The organism is Streptomyces cyaneofuscatus, assembly GCF_042718795.1.
GTDB lineage: Bacteria > Actinomycetota > Actinomycetes > Streptomycetales > Streptomycetaceae > Streptomyces > Streptomyces cyaneofuscatus_A.
In genome coordinates, this window is sequence record NZ_JBHXOX010000002.1 from 267,382 (window position 1) to 286,643 (window position 19,262).

Here is a 19,262-nt window from a genome sequence, read left to right on the forward strand (position 1 = left end):
TGAGCCCGGGATACGGCCCCGTACACGCTCCTACGCCGTCCACTGGTCGTAGCCCAGCTTCGCCACCAGCGAGAACACCACCGTCAGCAGCACCGCCCGGACGAATCCGCTCCCCCGGCTCAGCGCCATCCGGGCCCCCGCCATCCCGCCCGCCAGGTTGAAGACGGCCATCACGGCGGCCAACTGCCACAGGACCGTGCCCTGGTACGCGAACATCGCCAGCGCCCCCGCGTTCGTGCACACGTTGACGATCTTGGCGGTGGCCGAGGCGGTCACCAGATCCAGGTGGAGTACGGCGGTGAGCGCGAGCACCAGGAAGGTGCCGGTCCCCGGGCCGAACAGGCCGTCGTAGAAACCGATCCCGCCGCCCACCAGCACGACCGCGGTGACGATCCGGGCCCGGGTGACCGGACGGGCGTCGGTGTCGCCCGCCGCCGCCGTACCGAAGGACGGGCGCAGCAGGACGAAGGCGGCGACCCCGAGCAGCGCCACCATGATCACCGGGCGCAGCACCTCGCTGCTGATCCCGGCGGCGAAGAACGCCCCGGCCATCGACCCGGCGAGCGCCATCAGCCCCACCCGCACCGCCAGCCCCACCCGGACCGGCGCTCTGCGGACGTACGTGATCGCGGCGCCCGAGGTGCCGACGATCGCGACGGCCTTGTTGGTGCCGAGGACATGGGCGGCCGGGACGTTCGGCAGGCCGAGCAGCAGGGCGGGCAGGAGCAGCAGCCCGCCGCCGCCGACCACCGCGTCGATCCAGCCCGCGGCGGCCGCGGCCAGGCAGAGCAGGATCAGGGTGGTGAGGGTGATGTCGGGCATGGACCCGACAGTAAGGGGAGGGCTGCGAGCCGTTCTCACAGGGGGCGCCGGGCGGCGCTGAGCGCACGGTTCCGTCCGGGAAACCGGCGGGATGCGGCCGGGTAACACCCGCCGTCCACGCTCGTGCCCATGAGGAAGACGAGGGAGAGCGCCGACGCGCCCGTCGTGGTGATCGGCGCCGGGATGGCCGGTGCCCGGCTCGCCGCGCGGGTCCCCGGGGTCACCGTCGTCGGCGAGGAGCGGCATGCCCCCTACAACCGGGTGCTGCTGGCCGACGTACTGGCCGGGCGGTACGCCCCGGACGTCATCGCCCTGCCGGCCACCGAGGTACGGCGCGGGGTGCGGGCAGTCCGCATCGACCGGGCCGACCGGCTGGTCCACTGCGACGACGGCAGCGTGCTGCGCTACGGGCGGCTGGTCCTGGCCACCGGCTCCAACCCGGTGCTGCCGCCGCTGCGCGGGCTCGGAACCACCCTGCCGGACGGGGTCCACCCCTTCCGTACGCTCGACGACGCCCTGGCCCTGCGCGCCGCCGTACGCCCCGGAGCGCGGGCGGTCGTCATCGGCGGCGGGCTCCTCGGGGTCTCGGCGGCCCGGGCGCTCGCCGAGTGCGGCGCGCAGGTGGTGCTGGCCCAGCAGGGCGAGCACCTCATGGAGCGCCAGCTCGACCCGGAAGCGGCCGCCCTGCTGCGCGGCCACCTGGAAGCGCTCGGGGTGGAGGTGCACACCGAGTGCCGGGTGCGGGGGCTGCGCTGCACGACCGTGGCGACCGGAGAGTCCGTACGGGGCACAGAGCCGACACCCGATCGCGCCACCGCGCCGACAGCCGTACGGGCCGTCCAGCTCGCCGACGGTTACGAGCTCGCCGCCGACCTCACCGTGCTGGCCTGCGGCGTACGGCCCCGGACCGGGCTCGCCCGGGCCGCCGGTCTGGAGGTCGGCAAGGGGATCGTGGTCGACGACGAACTGCGCACCTCGGACCCGTACATCCACGCCCTCGGCGACTGCGCCGAGCACCGCTCCACGCTCTACGGGCTGGCCGGTCCCGCGCTGGAGCAGGCCGACGTGCTGGCCGAGGTGCTGGCCGGGCGGCCCGCCCGGTACGAGGGCACCCGGGCCCTGACCCGGCTCTCGCTGCGCTCCCCGGGCCCCGTCGAAGGGCTCGATCTCGCCGCCTTCGGCGAGGCCCGGCCGCTGCCGGGCGACGACGTGGTCCGGCTGGCCGACGCCACCCGGGGCGCGTACCGCACGGTCGTCGTCCGCGACGGCCGGCTGGCCGGCGGGGTGCTCCTGGGCGACCTCGGCGCGGTCGCCGGCCTCGCCCGCACCTGGCAGGACGACGAACCGCTGCCGCCCGCCATGTCCCTGCTCCACCTGCTCACCGACGACGGAGGCCACTGAGATGCCGGACCCCACCATCCCGGACACCACCATCCCGAACACCCCCACCTTCGTCCTCGTCGGACACGGCATGGTCGGCCAGCGGTTCCTGGAGTCCCTGGCCGCGCGCGGGCTGACCCCGGCCGCCGGGCGGGCCCGGATCGTCGTGCTCTGCGAGGAGCCCCGGCCCGCCTACGACCGGGTGCAGCTCACCTCGTACTTCGCCGGGCGCTCCCCCGAGCAACTCTCGCTGGTGGAACCGGATTTCATGGCGGAGCACGGGATCGAGCTGTACGTCGGCGACCCGGCCGAGAGCGTCGACCGGGCGGCCCGGACCGTGACCGCGCGGTCCGGGGCGGTGTTCCCGTACGACACGCTGGTGCTGGCGACGGGCTCGTATCCCTTCGTCCCGCCGGTGCCGGGGAAGGATTCCCGGGGCTGTTTCGTGTACCGGACGATCGAGGACCTGCTCGCGATCGAGGAGTACGCGAAGGGGGCGGAGACCGGGGCGGTGGTCGGGGGCGGGCTGCTCGGCCTGGAGGCGGCGGGGGCGCTCAAGGGGCTCGGGCTGCGCACCCATGTGGTGGAGTTCGCGCCCCGGCTGATGCCGGTCCAGGTGGACGAGGGCGGCGGCGCGGCCCTGCTGCGGACCATCGAGAACATGGGGCTGACCGTGCACACCGGGGTCGGTACGCAGTCGGTCACCGCGGGCGCGGACGGGGCCGTGAACGGGATGGCGCTCTCGGACGGGTCCTCGCTGGCCACGGATCTGGTGGTGTTCTCCGCCGGGGTCCGGCCGCGTGACCAACTGGCGCGCGACTGCGGGCTCGCGGTCGGGGAGCGGGGCGGCATCGTGGTGGACGAGGAGTGCCGTACGTCCGACCCGGCCGTGTTCGCGATCGGTGAGTGCGCGCTGGCGTCCGACGGGCGGGTCTACGGGCTGGTCGCGCCGGGGTACGAGATGGCGGAGACCGTGGCCGAGGTGCTCGGCGGCGGGCGGGCCGAGTTCACCGGGGCCGACATGTCGACGAAGCTGAAGCTGCTCGGCGTGGACGTGGCCTCCTTCGGCGACGCGCACGGGAGCGCCGAGGGCGCGTTGGATGTCGTGTACGCCGACTCCCGCTCCGGCGTCTACAAGAAGCTGGTCATCGGCGCGGACGGCACCCTGTTGGGCGGGGTGCTGGTCGGGGACGCGGACGGTTACGGGACCCTGCGGCCGATGACCGGGAGCGTACTGCCCGTTCCCCCCGAGCAGTTCGTGCTGCCGGCCGGAGCGGGCGGGCCGGTGGCGCTCGGCCCCTCGGCGCTGCCGGACGACGCCGTCATCTGCTCCTGCCACAACGTGACCAAGGGCGCGATCTGCGAGCACACCACCCTGCCCGACGTGAAGAAGTGCACCCGGGCCGGGACCGGCTGCGGCAGTTGCGTCACGGTGATCGGACAGTTGCTCCCGCAGAACCAGGACACCGGCCTGTGCGGCTGCTTCGCCTACAGCCGCAGCGAGTTGTACGAGATCGTCCGCACGCTGGGCATCACCTCCTTCGCCGCCCTCCTCGACTCGCACGGCCGGCAGGAGGCGCGCGGCGGGGAGGGCTGCGAGGTCTGCAAGCCGACGGTCGGCTCGGTCATCGCCTCGCTCGCCCCGACGCTCGGCGCCAGCGGCTACGTCCTGGACGGGGAGCAGGCGTCCCTCCAGGACACCAACGACCACTTCCTCGCCAACCTCCAGCGCAACGGCTCCTATTCGGTCGTCCCGCGCATCCCCGGCGGCGAGATCACCCCGGAGAAGCTCATCGTGATCGGCGAGGTCGCCCGTGACTTCGGCCTCTACACGAAGATCACCGGCGGCCAGCGCATCGACCTCTTCGGCGCACGGGTCGACCAGCTCCCCCTCATCTGGACCCGGCTGGTGGACGCGGGCTTCGAGTCCGGGCACGCGTACGGGAAGTCGCTGCGGACGGTCAAGTCCTGTGTGGGGCAGACCTGGTGCCGCTACGGCGTGCAGGACTCCGTGAAGATGGCGATCGACCTGGAGCTGCGCTACCGGGGGTTGCGCTCCCCGCACAAGCTCAAGTCCGCGGTCTCCGGCTGTGCCCGGGAGTGCGCGGAGGCCCGGGGCAAGGACTTCGGGATCATCGCCACGGCCGGCGGCTGGAACCTCTACGTCGGCGGCAACGGCGGGGCCACCCCGCGCCACGCCGACCTGCTGGCGCAGGACCTGTCGGACGCCGAACTGGTGCGCCTCATCGACCGGTTCCTGATGTTCTACATCCGTACGGCGGACCGCCTGGAGCGCACCTCGGCCTGGCTGGAGCGGATCGACGGCGGCCTGGAGCACGTACGGGACGTCGTCGTCCACGACTCGCTGGGGCTCTGCGACGAGTTGGAGAGGCTGATGGCCGACCATGTGTCCGGCTACCGCGACGAGTGGGCCGCGACCATCGACGACCCGGAGCGGCTGCGGCGGTTCGTGAGCTTCGTCAACGCCCCCGACGCCCCGGATCCCTCGGTGAGGTTCGTCCCCGAGCGGGACCAGATCAAGCCCGATCTGGAGCTGCTCGCGGGTCCCGTGCTCGCCGTCCGCACCCTCGAAGGGACCCCGTCCTGATGGCCACCGAAACCCTGAACGCTGCCGTCGTCCGGGTCGCCCACGACGGGGGCTGGCTCACCGTCTGCGACGCGGACCGGCTGAGCCCGGGGCGCGGCGCCGCGGTGCTGCTGCCGGACGGCGGGCAGGCGGCCCTGTTCATGGACCGGGCGGGGGTGGTGCGGGCGATCGGCAACCGGGACCCGTTCACCGGGGCGTACGTCCTCTCGCGCGGGCTGCTCGGCTCGGCGGGCGGGCGGCCGTTCGTGGCCTCGCCGCTGCTGAAGCAGCGCTTCGACCTGGAGACCGGCGTGTGCCTGGACGACGAGGAGGTCTCGGTGGCGGTGTACGCGGTGCGGGTGGAGTGACCGCCCGGCCCGTCGCCGTCCCCCGGCCGTTCACCCCGTATTGACGGGGCGTCAATTACGTACTCCTATAGTCCTGACGCGCGACCCGCCGGTCCGTCCGGAGCGGCGGGCCCTCACTCATCCGTGGAGTGATCGTGGAACGTCGGACCTTCTTGCGTACGGCGGTGGTCGGCACCTCGGCGGCGGCCTTCGGCGGCACCCTGTGGCGCGGCGCCGCCTCCGCCGCACCCGCCCAGCCGGCCCCCGGCCCGTACGGCGCGCTGCAGGCGGCCAACGGCAACGGCATCCAGTTGCCGAGCGGCTTCACCAGCCGCATCATCGCCCGGTCGGGGCAGACCGTGGCGGGCACCTCCTACCGCTGGCACAGCGCCCCCGACGGCGGGGCGACCTACGCCGACGGCTCGGGCTGGATCTACGTGTCCAACGCCGAGGTGTCGTCCGGCAGCGGTGGCGGGGCGAGCGCCGTGCGGTTCAACTCTTCCGGCACGGTGACGTCCGCGTACCGCATCCTGTCGGGGACGAACAACAACTGCGCGGGCGGCTCCACCCCGTGGAACACCTGGCTCTCCTGCGAGGAGGTCACCCGGGGGTACGTCTACGAGACCGACCCGTGGGGCGTGAACGCCTCCGTGCGGCGGCCCGCGCTCGGCCGGTTCAAGCACGAGGCGGCGGCCGCGGACCCCGACCACGGGTACGTCTACCTCACCGAGGACGAGACCGACGGCCGCTTCTACCGCTTCCGGCCCACCACCTGGGGCAACCTGTCCAGCGGCACGCTCCAGGTCCTGGTGGCGGGTACGGGCACCTCCGGGCCGGTGACCTGGGCGAACGTTCCCGACCCGGCCGCCTCCTCGACCCAGACCCGCCACCAGGTCTCCGGCGCCAAGGTCTTCAACGGCGGCGAGGGCTGCTTCTACGCGGCGGGCACCTGCTGGTTCACCACCAAGGGCGACAACCGGGTGTGGGCGTACGACGCGAACACCTCGTCGATCTCGCTGGCGTACGACGACTCGCTGGTGACGGGCGGCGCCGCCCCGCTGACGGGTGTCGACAACGTCACCCGGGCCGGCTCCGGCGACCTGTACGTGGCGGAGGACGGCGGAAACATGGAGATCTGCCTGATCACGCCCGACGACACGGTGGCGCCGTTCCTGCGGATCACCGGCCAGTCCGGCTCGGAGATCACTGGCCCGGCGTTCTCCCCGAACGGCACGCGGCTCTACTTCTCCTCGCAGCGCGGCACGAGCGGCAGCTCGTCCGGGGGCATCACGTACGAGGTGACGGGGCCGTTCCGTAGCTGACGCCCCGCCTGTGCGCCGGGGCTCCCCCGTGGCCCCGGCGCACGCCCGCGTGGCTCAGGCCTCGCCCTCGACGGCGGAGGGGTCCATCCAGATGACCTCCCAGATGTGGCCGTCGGGGTCCTGGAACGAGCGGCCGTACATGAAGCCCAGGTCCTGCGTCTCGCCCGCCGGGGACCCGCCGGCCGCCAGGGCCGCGTCGGCGAGTTCGTCGACCTTCTCACGGCTGTCGGCGCTCAGGGCGAAGATGGCCTCGGTCGTCTTCGAGGCGTCCGCGATGTCCTTCTTGGTGAAGTCCTTGAAGCGCGGCTCCGTCAGCAGCATGACGAAGATCGTGTCGCTGATGACCACACACGCGGTCCTGTCGTCGCTGAACTGCGGGTTGAGCCCGTAGCCGAGCTTCTCGAAGAAGCCCTTCGAGGTCTCCAGGTCCTTCACCGGCAGGTTCACGAAAATCATCTGAGCCATGGTCGTTGCCTCTTCCTCTGTGCTTCGGGCTGTCCCGAGGGCGTGACCTTCGGGCTGTCCCGCAGGCTGCCCCGTGGGCGCTGTCGAAGGGGTAGACGGCGGGGTCGCCCGGAACTCATCGCCGAACGCGCGACGGATTTCCACCACCCCCGGCGGGGCCCCTCAGGACAGCGCGAGCGGCGCCCCGCCCCGGAGCAGTGAGCCGCCCAGCGGGGTCAGCGTGTGGAGCACCGAGCTGCCGTGGCGCAGGGTGAGGACCAGGCCCGCCTCGCGCAGGACGGAGGCGTGCTGGCTCGCCGATGCGAGCGACACCCCGGCCCGGCGGGCCAGTTCGCTCGTCGTGCAGCCGTTGCCTATGGACTGCAGGACGGCGGAGCGGGTGTGTCCGACGAGCCGGCCGAGCCAGGGTCCGGGCTCGGCGAACTCCGGGGCGCCGGGGTGGGTGACCGGGTAGACGAGCACGGGCGGGAGCGACGGGTCGCGGTAGACGACGGGGGTGCCCCGGCAGAAGAACGAGGGCTGGAGCAGCAGCCCCCGCCCGTCGAGATACAGGTCGCGGTCGACGGGGTAGTCCGCCTCCAGCACCGGCGCCCGCCACCGGATCATCGGCGGCAGGGTGGCCAGCAGCCCGTCGGCTCCACCGTCCAGGAGCGCGCGGCCCCGCACGGCCCGGTCGGCCTCGATGGAGGCCCGGATGTGCGGCCAGTACGGCTCGACGGCGGCGTCGTGGTAGCTCCGCAGGGCGCCGATGAGCCGGGCCAGGGGTTCGGCTCGGCCCTCGGAGAGCGCGGCGGGCAGCGCGGCCGTGCCCCGTCCCGCGCCGGCGTCCGGGCAGCCGGGGCCCCGTCCGCCGCGCTGGCGCCGCCGTCCGGCCGCCATCAGGTCCAGCTCGCGGCGGATGCGGTCGGCGGGGGTGTCCCGCAGGGCCTCCATTCCCACGTCGAGCCCGAAAGGCTCGGCGCCTTCCTGCGAGGGCGTCAGGAAATCCGGGAAATAGCCGCGGGGCGGGACGACCGCCGACAGCAGTTGCGCTTCACCATTCAACCGAGCCCGTGTTTCTGTCCGCCATTTCCCGAAGACCGTCGAAGCCCGCCGGTCCCTCAGCCGGTGAAAACTGAGAATCGTTTCCCACAACACGTCCGGTCTCGTGGCCATCCGCACCCGCGAAAGGTCCAGCCTGGACACATGGATCCGCAGCACTACCGCCCCCACCTGTTGCATCCGCAATTGCCCCCACCGAAGGGTATGCACAGCGTCACAGGAGGTCACCACGGGGTTTCGGCCAGAAGTGAAACGTCTCGCCCCGTTCCGCTTCACCCGAAAAGCTGTACGACGTCGGGTACGCATCCGGTGCCCGCCGGATGAGCACGTGAAGGCCGTGGGGGGCTTTGTGTGTTCGGCGGCGGCGGGCGGCGGTGCGGCTCCGTACCCGACGGGGGTAAAGCCGGGTGCGGTCCATGGGTGGGGATCCATGGACCGCACCCCGGTCCCCCTCCGATCCACCGGGCGGCCACCCCAATTTCTTTGCGCATTAAACGAAGCAATGTGGGCTACGACACATCGGTAGCTCGTATTCCGCTACGGGCCGCCTTCCGGCGGCGTCCACCACATATTCCGCGGGCAAGACGAAGCGGCGGCACCCCCGCACAGGGTGCCGCCGCTTCTGGGTGTTCCGGGGATCTCGCCGGGATGGCGGGCCGGTGAGGGATCCAGCCCAATTCCCTTATAAATCCCCGGAGTTGGTCACTCGTACCGCATCAGCGGCTGTCGCTCCCGCGCGACTGCGCCGCCGCCCGGCCCGCCTCCAGGCGGGCCACCGGGATGCGGAACGGCGAGCAGGAGACGTAGTCCAGGCCCACCTCGTGGAAGAAGTGCACCGACTCCGGGTCACCGCCGTGCTCGCCGCAGACGCCGAGCTTGAGGTCCGGGCGGGTGGCCCGGCCGGCCTCCACGGCGCTGCGGACGAGCGAGCCGACGCCGTCCTTGTCGATCGTCTCGAACGGCGAGACGCCGAAGATGCCCTTCTCCAGGTACGCGGTGAAGAACGAGGCCTCCACGTCGTCGCGGGAGAAGCCCCACACCGTCTGGGTCAGGTCGTTGGTGCCGAACGAGAAGAACTGGGCGGCCTCGGCGATCTGGGCCGCCGTCAGCGCGGCGCGCGGCAGCTCGATCATGGTGCCGATGGTCAGCTTGAGGTCGGTGCCGGTGGCGGCCTGGACCTCGGCGATGACCCGGTCGGCCTCCTCGCGGACGATCTCCAGCTCCTGGACCGTACCGACGAGCGGGATCATGACCTCGGCGCGCGGGTCGCCCTTGGCGTTCTTGCGCTGGGCGGCCGCCTCGGCGATCGCCCGTACCTGCATGGCGAACAGACCGGGGATGACCAGCCCGAGCCGCACCCCGCGCAGACCCAGCATCGGGTTCTGCTCGTGCAGCTTGTGGACCGCCTGGAGGAGGCGCAGGTCGTTCTCGTTGGCGTCCTTGCGGGACTCGGCGAGCGCGACGCGCACCGACAGCTCGGTGATGTCCGGGAGGAACTCGTGCAGCGGCGGGTCGAGCAGCCGTACGGTGACGGGCAGCCCGTCCATCGACTCGAACAGCTCGATGAAGTCGGCCTTCTGGAGCGGGAGGAGAGCGGCGAGAGCGCTCTCGCGCTCGTTGTCGGTGTCCGCCAGGATCAGCTTCTCGACCATCTCGCGGCGCTCACCGAGGAACATGTGCTCGGTGCGGCACAGCCCGATGCCCTGGGCGCCGAAGCGGCGGGCGCGCAGCGCGTCCTCGGCGTTGTCCGCGTTGGCCCGCACCCGCAGCCGGCGGACCCGGTCCGCGTACGCCATGATCCGGTGCACGGCGGCGACCAGCTCGTCGGCGTCGTCGGCGCCCGCGTGCATCCGGCCCTCGAAGTACTCGACGACCGGCGACGGTACGACGGGTACCTCACCCAGGTAGACCTTGCCGGTGGAGCCGTCGATCGAGACGAGGTCGCCCTCCTCGATCACCTTGCCGCCCACCGTCATCCGGCGGCGCTTGGTGTCGACCTCCAGGTCCTCGGCGCCGCAGACACAGGTCTTGCCCATGCCGCGCGCCACGACCGCCGCGTGCGAGGTCTTGCCGCCGCGCGAGGTCAGGATGCCCTCGGCGGCGATCATGCCTTCGAGGTCGTCGGGGTTGGTCTCGCGGCGGATCAGGATGACCTTCTCGCCGGAGCGGGACCACTTGATCGCGGTGTACGAGTCGAAGACGGCCTTGCCGACGGCGGCACCCGGCGAGGCGGCGATGCCCCGGCCGAGCAGCTCGGTCTTCGCCTCGTCGTCGAAGCGCGGGAACATCAGCTGCGCGAGCTGGGCGCCGTTGACGCGCTGGAGGGCCTCGGCCTCGTCGATCAGGCCCTGGTCGACGAGCTGGGTGGCGATCCGGAAGGCGGCGCCGGCGGTGCGCTTGCCGACCCGGGTCTGGAGCATCCAGAGCTGGCCGCGCTCGATGGTGAACTCGATGTCGCAGAGATCCTTGTAGTGGTTCTCCAGCGTCTCCATGATGCCCATGAGCTGGTCGTACGACTTCTTGTCGATCGACTCCAGATCGGCGAGCGGCACCGTGTTGCGGATACCGGCGACGACGTCCTCGCCCTGCGCGTTCTGGAGGTAGTCGCCGTAGACGCCCTGGTGGCCGCTGGCGGGGTCGCGGGTGAAGGCGACGCCCGTACCGGAGTCGGGACCGAGGTTGCCGAAGACCATCGAACAGACGTTGACCGCTGTGCCGAGGTCGCCGGGGATGCGCTCCTGGCGGCGGTAGAGCTTGGCGCGGTCGGTGTTCCACGAGTCGAAGACCGCGTTTATGGCCAGGTCCATCTGCTCCCGCGCGTTCTGCGGGAACTCGCGTCCGGCCTGGTCCTGGACGATCTTCTTGAACTGCTTGACCAGCTTCTTCAGGTCGGCCGCGGCCAGGTCGGTGTCGACCGTGACCTTCTTGGCCGCCTTGGCGTCCTCCAGGGCCTCCTCGAAGAGGTCGCCGTCGACGCCGAGGACGGTCTTGCCGAACATCTGGATGAGGCGCCGGTAGGAGTCCCAGGCGAAGCGCTCGTCACCGGACTGGGTGGCGAGGCCGGTCACCGAGGCGTCGGAGAGGCCGATGTTGAGGACCGTGTCCATCATGCCGGGCATGGAGAACTTGGCCCCGGAGCGTACGGAGACCAGCAGCGGGTCGTCCGCCTGGCCGAGCTTCTTGCCCATCCGCTCTTCCAGCGCGGTGAGGTGCGCACTCACCTCGTCGCGCAGCGCCTTCGGCGCCTGCCCGCTCTCCAGGTAGACCTTGCACGCCTCGGTGGTGATGGTGAAGCCCGGAGGGACGGGCAACCCGAGGTTGGTCATCTCGGCGAGGTTGGCACCCTTGCCGCCCAGAAGATCCTTCAGATCCTTGTTGCCCTCGGTGAAGTCGTAGACGAACTTCTGGGGATCTTTGTTTTCCGACACGGGTCTCGACTCCTCGAGGACGCGGTGGCTGCCCTGACGGCCAGGAACATACCCAGATCGAAGGTGTATGGGTACGTCCACTTGGTCGTCATGCGGCCGCAACCACCCGTCCGCCAGCAGATCTAAAGAAACTCTCCGGCGGACGGGCTGCGGCTCTCCGTTCATTTCCTGAAGGCAGCATGGCCATTTCTTGACCCTCAGCTCTCATGTGAGCGGAATGCTCCGCACCTGAGTACACTTCTCGAAGGCCGTCACGTGGCACTGAGTGCCAGGCCTTCCAGAAGTGCAGCCACCGTCATATCGCTCATCTGAGCGCACCCCCGATCAAGGGTGTCGTGAATCACGCTGGTTTCGGACCCTGGATTTCAGGATTCGGACGCCTCGGAGATGTCTCAGGGACGCCTCAGGCAGTCGGCGAGCACCCCGAGGTCCACCTCTTCCAGGCTACGGGCGAATGTCCGCCCCTGCCCGGGGGCGACCGGGAGCAGCGACGGGACCACCAGCACCGCGCACCCGGCGGCATCGGCGGAGGCGGTGCCGTCCGGGGAGTCCTCCACCGCCACACAGGCGGCGGGATCGGCGGCGAACCGCTCGGCCGCCGCCCTGTACGGATCGGGATGCGGCTTGGTCCGTACGGTGTCGTCGGCGGACAGCGTGAAGGCGAAGTCCACCCCGGCCAGCGACCCGGCCACCACCGCGTCCACGACACTGCGGGGCGAGGCGCTGACCAGGGCGAACGGCACGCCGGCACCTTCGAGGGAGGCGAGCAGGGCGGCGGCTCCGGGGCGGAGCGGGGCGCCCGCGTCGACCTTGCGGAAGAAGGAGTCGGTCAGCTCGGCGGCGGTACGGGCCAGCGCGGCGGCCCGGTCGGCGGCGGTGTCGGCAGCGTTGTCGGCAGCGTTGTCGGCAGCGTTGCCGGCTGCGTTGCCGGCTGCGTTGTCCAGGAGCGTGGAGGCGTTGCCGGCGGTCACCTCGATCAGATGAGCGGCGGTGTCGGCGACGGCCCGGCCGACGACCTCCGGGGCGTCCGCGTCGCTCAGCCGGTGGCCGAGCGAGGCCGCGACCTCGCGGGCCGTCTCCCACCAGAGCACCTCGGTGTCGACGAGGGTGCCGTCCATGTCGAAGAGGACGGCGGCGGGGATGGCGGCAGGCGCTTTCACGCGTCCACCGTGTCACCGGGTGCCGTCGTCTCCCGTACGGGCACGACCAGCACCGGGCGGCGGACCGGGGTGACCCGGGCCCGTACCCCGGGAGCGAGCTCCGTGGCGTCCCGGGACGCGAGGTCGGCCTTGACCGCGACGCCGTCCGGGAGGTCGAGGAGGACCCGGGTGACCGAGCCGAGGAAGGCGGCGGAGACGACCGTGGCGCTGCCGTCCGGGTCGGCGGTGACACCGATGCTCTCGGGCCGGATGAGGACGTCGACCGGGCCCCGGCCTGCGGGAACGTCACCGTCGACCGGGAGCGAGGCGCCGGCGACAGCCACCGAACCGTCGCCGGTCAACTGCCCCGGCACCCGGTTCATGGTGCCGACGAACTCGGCGACGAACGGCGTGGCGGGGCGCTCGTACAGCTCGGCCGGGGGTGCGCACTGCTCCAGGCGGCCGGCGTTGAGGACGGCGACCCGGTCGGCCATGGAGAGGGCCTCCTCCTGGTCGTGGGTGACGAAGATGGTGGTGATCCCGAGCGCCAGTTGGAGGCGGCGGATCTCCTCGCGGAGGGTGAGCCGGACCTTCGCGTCGAGTGCCGAGAGCGGTTCGTCCAGGAGCAGGACCCGGGGGCGCAGGGCGAGGGCGCGGGCCAGGGCGACGCGCTGCTGCTGGCCGCCGGACATCTGGTGCGGGAAGCGGTCGCCGTGGGCGGGGAGCCCGACGAGTTCGAGGAGCTCGTTCGCGGTGGCGTGCCGTTCGGCGGTGGCGACGCCCTTCATGCGAGGGCCGAAGGCGACGTTGTCGCGGGCGTTGAGGTGCGGGAAGAGGCTGTAGGACTGGAAGACCATCCCGGCGTCGCGCCGGTTGGCGGGGACCGGGGTGATGTCCTCGCCGTCGACGAGGACCTCGCCGGAGTCGGGCTGCTCGAACCCGGCGAGGACCCGCAGCGCGGTCGTCTTGCCGCAGCCGGAGGGGCCGAGGAGGGCGAGGAGTTCGCCGGGTTCGGCGGTGAGGTCGAGGCCGTCGAGGGCGACGGTGGGGCCGAACGCCCGGCGCAGGGAGCGGAACTCCACCCGGGCTCCGGTGACGGCCCGCCCGCCGGGCGCGGCGGCCGCGGCCGGCTCGGGGCGGGGGGCGGCGGTGGCGGTGGACGGGGCTGGCAGGGCTGACATGGGGTGGCTACTCCTTGCCGGGTACGGAGGTGGGGGCGGCGGCCGGGACGGTGACGGCGGATCCGGAGGCGGAAGTCCCGGCGGCCGGGGTGGAGGCTCCGGCTCCGGCGGCCGGGGTCACCGTCGCCGGACCGGCCGGGAGCGCGGTGGCCGAGGCGGAGGACCCGGTTCCGGCGCGCGAGAGGATGAGCAGCAGGGCCCAGGTGATGAGCAGGGAGAGCAGCGAGACGGCGACCGACATCCGGGCCTCGGCGCCGGAGACGGTCACGATCCACACCGCGAAGGGCCGGAACCCCAGCAGCGAGGCGACCGTGTACTCGCCGAGCACCAGCGCCAGGGTCAGGAACGACGCCCCGGCGAGCGAGGAGCGCAGGTTCGGCAGGATCACGCTGACGATCACCTGCAACCGGCTCGCCCCGCAGTTCCGGGCCGCCTCCACCAGCGTGGGCACGTCCACAGCCCTCAGCCCCGCGTCCAGCGACCGGTGCACGAACGGCAGCGCCAGCACGGTGTAGGCGAGGACCAGCACCACCGGGAACGACTCGTTCTGCACGGCCAGGAAGGTCTGGTAGAGCGGGGTGCGCGAGAAGTGGTCGGGCCCCCAGCGCAGCACGGTGGCGATGCCGGTGACCAGCGCGATCGGCGGCACCACCAGCGGCAGCATGCAGACGATCTCCACGACGGCCCGCAGCCGGGGCGGCCCGAGCCGTACCGCGACGAGCGCGGGGACGACGAGCAGCAGGGCGAGCGCGATGGTGGCGGCGGCGAGGGAGAGCGAGAGGAAGAGGCTCTCGGTGAAGCCGTCGGCCGAAAGGATGCCGCTGTACGCCTCGAAGGTGAGGCCCTGGTTCGGTACGTGGACCGTGAAGACGAACGAGGAGACCAGCGGGGTGATGAAGTACAGCCCGGCGACGGCCAGGACGGCACCGCGCCAATAGCGCGGGCGCGTACGGCGGGCCGCCTTCACCGGGGCGGCGGCCTCGGGGCGCGCGGTGGTCGTCAGTGCAGCCATCGGGAGCTCCGTCGCTGGAGGGGCAGGTAGACCGCCATCACCAGTCCGGCGATCACGATCATGTCGAGGCTCAGCGCCAGGGCCACGTTCTCCTGGCCGACCAGGACGTTCCCGGAGAGCGCGTCGGCGATCTTCAGGGTGACCAGCGGTACGGAGCCGCCGACCAGCGCGGCGGCCGTGGCGTGCGCGGCGAAGGCGCTGCCGAAGAGGAGGACGAACCCGCCGAGCAGCGAGGGCGCCAGCACCGGCAGTCCGACGTACCGCCAGAACTGCCAGGCGGTGGCGCCGTTGTTGCGGGCGGCCTCGCGCCACTGGGGGCGCAGTCCGTCCAGCGCGGGGACGACGACGATCACCATGAGCGGGATGAGGAAGTACAGGTAGATGACGGTGAGCCCGGTGAAGGAGTAGAGGTTCCAGCCGAGCGCGTCGAGGTGGCCGAGCTGCGTGACCACACCGGAGATGCCGAGGGTGGCGACGAAGGCGAAGGCCAGCGGGATGCCGCCGAAGTTGGCGAGTACGCCGGAGGCGGTGAGCACGGCCCCGCGCAGCGCGCCGCGCCGGGAGGTGACGACGGCCTGGGCGATCAGCACGCCGAAGACGGTGGCGATGGCGGCGGTCAGCGCGGAGAGTTCGACGCTGCCGGTGAGCGAGGTGAGGTAGGGCCCCTGGAGCGAGCGCGTCAGGTGTTCGCCGGTGAACTCGGTGGTCCCGGCGACCGGGTCGGTACGGGTGATGGCCCCGTACAGCAGGGCGCCGGCGGGCAGTCCGAAGCAGAGCCCGGCGAAGACGAGCAGCGGGAGGGCGCCGAGCCAGGCGCGGGCCGGCCGGCGGCGGCGCGTACGGCCTCCGGCCTTCCGGCTGGCCGCGTTCACGGAGGCCGCCCCGGGTCCCGGGGCGGCGGTCGGGTGGGAGGGGGTCATCAGGAGACGGCCTTGTCCCAGTTCTCGGAGAGCGTGGCGTTGGCCTGGTCGAGCTCCTCGGAGGAGGGGAACGCCGGGGTGCCCTCGACGGCGGGGAGCTTGGCGACGAAGGTCTTGTCGGCCGTCCCGTCCTCGGTCATGGCGGGCAGCAGCACCGGGCGGGCGTACCCCTTCAGCCAGAGGTTCTGGCCCTCGGCGCTGTAGAGGTACTCCATCCACAGCCGGGCGGCCGCCGGGTGCGGGGCGTCCTTGTTGATGGCCTGCGAGTAGAACTGGGCGTAGACGCCGTCCTTCGGTACGGAGACCTTCCAGTCGACGCCCTTGCCCTTGAACTGGTCGGCGTACCCGGCGTTCAGGTAGTCCCAGTCGATGCTGATCGGTGTCTCGCCCTTCTCGACGGTGGCCGGGGTGGACTCGACGGGGATGAAGTTGCCGCTCTTCTTCAGCTTGCCGAAGAAGTCGATGCCGGGCTGGATGTCCCCGAACGACCCCTTGTCGGCCAGGGAGGCCGCGTACACGCCGCCGAAGGCGGAGCCGGACTTGGTCGGGTTGCCGTTGAGGGCGACCTTGCCCTTGTACTCGGGCTTCAGCAGGTCCGCGAAGGTCTCGGGGCAGGTCTTGATGCGGGCGGCGTCGCAGCCGATGGAGACGTAGCCGCCGTAGTCGTTGTACCAGCGGCCGTCGGCGTCCTTCTGGCTGTCGGGGATCTTGTCCCAGGTGGCGACCTTGTACGGGGCGAAGAGGTTCTCGGCGGCGCCGCTGCGGGCGAAGGCGATGCCGAGGTCGAGGACGTCGGGGGCGCGCTTCTGGCCCTTGCGGGACTTGACGGCGGCTATCTCGTCGGAGCTGGAGCCGTCGGGGTTCTCGCTCTTGATCTTGACCTTGTACTTGGCTTGGAACGCCTTGATGATCTCGCCGTAGTTCGCCCAGTCCGGCGGCAGGGCGATCACGTTGAGCTCGCCCTCCTTCTCGGCGGCGGCGACCAGCTCCTCCAGCCCGCCGAAGTCGGCGACCGAGGTGGCCTCGGTGGACTTCACCCCGTTCGCACCGGTCGTGACCTCCTCCTCGGGCGCGGCGCCGCACGCGGTGAGGGCGGTGAGGGCGGCGGTGGAGAGGGCGAGGGCGGCAACGGCACGGCTGTTGGCACGAAGACGGGGACGGGGTCGGGCTCTGCGCACGGTAGGTCTCCCTGAAGCGAAGCGTGAGGGCCACTTGTTCATACAAGCTGGCACCAGTTCGCCCGGGCCAGGTGTCCGGGAAGTTAACGTCCCATGTCTGCTGCCGCAAGAGGACGGGAAGAGGAAAGCCCACTATTCAGCGGTTGTGGTAGATAACGACCTCGCATCGAAACGCGCTGCGGCAACGCTAGAGTGAGCGGCAGGACCGTCACCGAGGAGCGGACCTGTACACAACGCACGGTTCACATGAAGCCAAGGGGGACGCGTGGGCGCTACGCGCTACCGGGAGATCGCCGAGTCGCTGCGGCACGCCATCCGCACCGGCACCTATCCGCTCGGCTCCCGGCTGCCGTCCGAGAGCGACCTCTCCGCCCGCTGGGAGGTCTCGCGCGGTACGGTCCGCCAGGCGGTGGCGCTGCTGGCCTCCGAGGGCCTGATCGGCTCCCGGCAAGGGGCGCGCAGGGTGGTCCTCCGCCAGGAGCGCCGCCAGAGCTTCCAGCAGCTCAACAGCTTCGCGCAGTGGGCGCAGGCGATGGGGTGCGAGGTCGCCAGCCGCATCCTGACCCGCACGGTGCGCACGGCCACCGACGAGGAGGCGGAGCGCCTGGACGCCGAACCGGGCAGCGAGGTGTTGTACGTACTACGCCTGCGTCACCTGGACGGCGAACCGGTGATGGTGGAGCGGACGGTGTACGCGGACTGGGTGGCCCCGGCCGTCCTGGAGCTGCTGGAGGACTGCGTCTCGATCATGGACAGCATCGCCGAGCGGGCGGACATCGTCGCGCACTACGGCGAGCACCTGATCGACGCGGTCGCGGCGGGCAGCGAGGACGCCCGGCTGCTGCGGGTGCGCCGGGCGAGCCCGCTGCTGCGCCAGCGCCACCTGACGTACACGGCGGCGGGCCGCGCGATCGAGTGGACGGACGACCGCTACCGGGCGGGCAGCGTGGTCTTCAACGTGATGAACTCGGCGGGCGCGGCCCCGCTGGAGCGCCGGGCGGGCCCGGACGTACGGGGTTGACCGGCTTCGGGGGGCTCAGCCCGCCTCGTACGCGTACGGACTCACTCGTACACGTACGGACTTATGGACTCCTACGCGTACGGGCTCAGCCGCCGGAGGTGTCCAGCTCGGCATCGGCGCTGACACCGGAGCAGTCGTACGGGTCCTTGAGCCAGCCGTCCGGCAGGACGACCCGGTTGTTGCCCGAGGTCCGCCCGCGCGGCCCGTCGGCACCGTCGGGCCATGGCTGGTCGAGGTCCAGCTCGTGCAGTTGCCCGCCCAGCTCCTCCAGCGAGGAGGTGATGGCCAGCTTCTTGCGCATCTCGGAGCCGACCGCGAAGCCCTTGAGATACCAGGCGACGTGCTTACGGAAGTCGATGACGCCCCGCGCCTCGTCGCCGATCCACTCCCCCAGCAGCGTCGCGTGCCGCACCATGACGTCCGCGACCTCACGCAGGGTCGGCGCGTGCCGTTCCGCACGCCCCTCCATGGCGTTGACCAGATCGGCGAAGAGCCAGGGCCGCCCGAGGCAGCCGCGCCCGACCACGACACCGTCGCACCCGGTCTCGCGCATCATGCGCAGGGCGTCGTCGGCGCACCAGATGTCGCCGTTGCCGAGGACGGGAATCTCCGGGACGTGCTCCTTGAGCCGGGCGATGGCGTCCCAGTCGGCGGTGCCGCCGTAGTGCTGGGCGGTGGTGCGCCCGTGCAGGGCGACAGCGGTGACCCCCTCCTCGACGGCGATGCGGCCGGCGTCGAGGAAGGTCAGGTGGTCGTCGTCGATGCCCTTGCGCATCTTGATGGTGACGGGGAGGTCCCCGGCGCCCGAGACGGCTTCCTTGAGGATGGCCCGCAGCAGAGGCCGCTTGTACGGCAGCGCGGAGCCGCCGCCCTTGCGGGTGACCTTGGGGACGGGGCAGCCGAAGTTGAGGTCGATGTGGTCGGCGAGATTCTCGTCCACGATCATGCGGACGGCCTTGCCGACGGTGGCCGGGTCGACCCCGTACAGCTGGATCGAGCGCGGCGTCTCGGTCGCGTCGAAGTGGATGAGCCGCATGGTCTTCTCGTTGCGCTCGACCAGCGCCCGCGTGGTGATCATCTCGCTGACGAACAGCCCCTTGCCCCCGGAGAACTCCCGGCACAGCGTCCGGAACGGAGCGTTGGTGATCCCGGCCATGGGCGCGAGCACCACGGGCGGCTGCACGGTGTGCGGGCCGATACGGAGCTGAGGAAGGGCGGGGGCGAGCGTGGTCATGGCTCCATTGTCGCGTACGCCGGAGGGGTGACGGCCTCGCCGTCGGCAGGGGGCGATTCTCAGCCCCGTTTTCTTGAGGCACAAATAGTTTCCACAAGGAAAGTGCCGTCGCGGCAGAGAGCTTTCCGGGGCGTACCGGGCGCTCAGGTCGGCTTGTTCTGGCACGTTTACGGGTTTCTGGTCGA

General features: G+C 71.6%; 15 protein-coding genes. 5 read left to right on the forward strand and 10 right to left on the reverse strand.

The features are described from left to right. Window positions 1-30 precede the first annotated feature (30 nt). Window positions 31-822 (reverse strand): TSUP family transporter, encoded by a 792-nt coding sequence (locus ACFWRT_RS02860; protein WP_327218111.1) that lies wholly within the window; start codon window positions 820-822, stop codon window positions 31-33. A 129-nt stretch (window positions 823-951) separates the two neighbouring features. Here ACFWRT_RS02860 and ACFWRT_RS02865 point away from each other — a divergent pair, with 129 nt between their 5' ends. From ACFWRT_RS02865 to ACFWRT_RS02880, 4 genes are all read left to right on the forward strand, one after another. Further along, window positions 952-2,223 carry an NAD(P)/FAD-dependent oxidoreductase gene (locus tag ACFWRT_RS02865; RefSeq protein WP_380952702.1) on the forward strand — a complete coding sequence of 424 codons (1,272 nt, stop codon included), beginning with the start codon at window positions 952-954 and terminating at the stop codon, window positions 2,221-2,223. A gap of 1 nt (window position 2,224) precedes the next feature. Then, window positions 2,225-4,810 carry a nitrite reductase large subunit NirB gene (gene nirB, locus ACFWRT_RS02870; protein ID WP_380952701.1) on the forward strand — a complete coding sequence of 862 codons (2,586 nt, stop codon included), beginning with the start codon at window positions 2,225-2,227 and terminating at the stop codon, window positions 4,808-4,810. Beyond that, complete coding sequence (nirD, locus tag ACFWRT_RS02875; protein WP_380952700.1) at window positions 4,810-5,157, forward strand: nitrite reductase small subunit NirD; 348 nt, start codon at window positions 4,810-4,812, stop codon at window positions 5,155-5,157. Before nirB ends, nirD begins: the two co-directional genes overlap by 1 nt. Before the next feature lie 134 nt (window positions 5,158-5,291). Beyond that, complete coding sequence (locus ACFWRT_RS02880; RefSeq protein ID WP_380952699.1) at window positions 5,292-6,458, forward strand: alkaline phosphatase PhoX; 1,167 nt, start codon at window positions 5,292-5,294, stop codon at window positions 6,456-6,458. 54 nt (window positions 6,459-6,512) lie between these two features. Here ACFWRT_RS02880 and ACFWRT_RS02885 read toward each other — a convergent pair whose 3' ends face one another. The 8 genes from ACFWRT_RS02885 to ACFWRT_RS02920 form a co-directional block, all read right to left on the reverse strand. After that, window positions 6,513-6,923 (reverse strand): VOC family protein, encoded by a 411-nt coding sequence (locus ACFWRT_RS02885; protein ID WP_380952698.1) that lies wholly within the window; start codon window positions 6,921-6,923, stop codon window positions 6,513-6,515. 162 nt (window positions 6,924-7,085) lie between these two features. Continuing rightward, window positions 7,086-8,123 carry an ArsR/SmtB family transcription factor gene (locus tag ACFWRT_RS02890; protein ID WP_380952731.1) on the reverse strand — a complete coding sequence of 346 codons (1,038 nt, stop codon included), beginning with the start codon at window positions 8,121-8,123 and terminating at the stop codon, window positions 7,086-7,088. A gap of 557 nt (window positions 8,124-8,680) precedes the next feature. Further along, a complete protein-coding gene (ppdK, locus tag ACFWRT_RS02895) occupies window positions 8,681-11,392 on the reverse strand; it encodes a pyruvate, phosphate dikinase (protein WP_380952697.1) in 2,712 nt (903 codons plus the stop codon). Between the two features lie 392 nt (window positions 11,393-11,784). Further along, the gene (locus ACFWRT_RS02900; protein WP_380952696.1) at window positions 11,785-12,552 is read right to left on the reverse strand and encodes an HAD family hydrolase; all 768 of its coding nucleotides are present in this window, start codon (window positions 12,550-12,552) and stop codon (window positions 11,785-11,787) included. Beyond that, the gene (locus ACFWRT_RS02905; protein WP_380952695.1) at window positions 12,549-13,712 is read right to left on the reverse strand and encodes an ABC transporter ATP-binding protein; all 1,164 of its coding nucleotides are present in this window, start codon (window positions 13,710-13,712) and stop codon (window positions 12,549-12,551) included. Before ACFWRT_RS02905 ends, ACFWRT_RS02900 begins: the two co-directional genes overlap by 4 nt. A gap of 7 nt (window positions 13,713-13,719) precedes the next feature. Further along, window positions 13,720-14,724, reverse strand: a complete 1,005-nt coding sequence (locus ACFWRT_RS02910) for an ABC transporter permease (protein ID WP_380952694.1) — start codon at window positions 14,722-14,724, stop codon at window positions 13,720-13,722. After that, window positions 14,712-15,644, reverse strand: a complete 933-nt coding sequence (locus ACFWRT_RS02915; protein ID WP_380952693.1) for an ABC transporter permease — start codon at window positions 15,642-15,644, stop codon at window positions 14,712-14,714. The genes ACFWRT_RS02910 and ACFWRT_RS02915 overlap by 13 nt, the downstream gene beginning before the upstream one ends. Next, on the reverse strand, window positions 15,644-16,822 hold the full coding sequence (locus ACFWRT_RS02920; RefSeq protein ID WP_380952691.1) for an ABC transporter substrate-binding protein: 1,179 nt from the start codon (window positions 16,820-16,822) through the stop codon (window positions 15,644-15,646). The genes ACFWRT_RS02915 and ACFWRT_RS02920 overlap by 1 nt, the downstream gene beginning before the upstream one ends. Window positions 16,823-17,087: 265 nt before the next feature. Here ACFWRT_RS02920 and ACFWRT_RS02925 point away from each other — a divergent pair, with 265 nt between their 5' ends. Continuing rightward, the gene (locus ACFWRT_RS02925; protein ID WP_380952690.1) at window positions 17,088-17,843 is read left to right on the forward strand and encodes a GntR family transcriptional regulator; all 756 of its coding nucleotides are present in this window, start codon (window positions 17,088-17,090) and stop codon (window positions 17,841-17,843) included. An 85-nt stretch (window positions 17,844-17,928) separates the two neighbouring features. Here ACFWRT_RS02925 and dusB read toward each other — a convergent pair whose 3' ends face one another. Further along, complete coding sequence (dusB, locus tag ACFWRT_RS02930) at window positions 17,929-19,077, reverse strand: tRNA dihydrouridine synthase DusB (RefSeq protein WP_380952689.1); 1,149 nt, start codon at window positions 19,075-19,077, stop codon at window positions 17,929-17,931. Window positions 19,078-19,262: the final 185 nt, after the last annotated feature.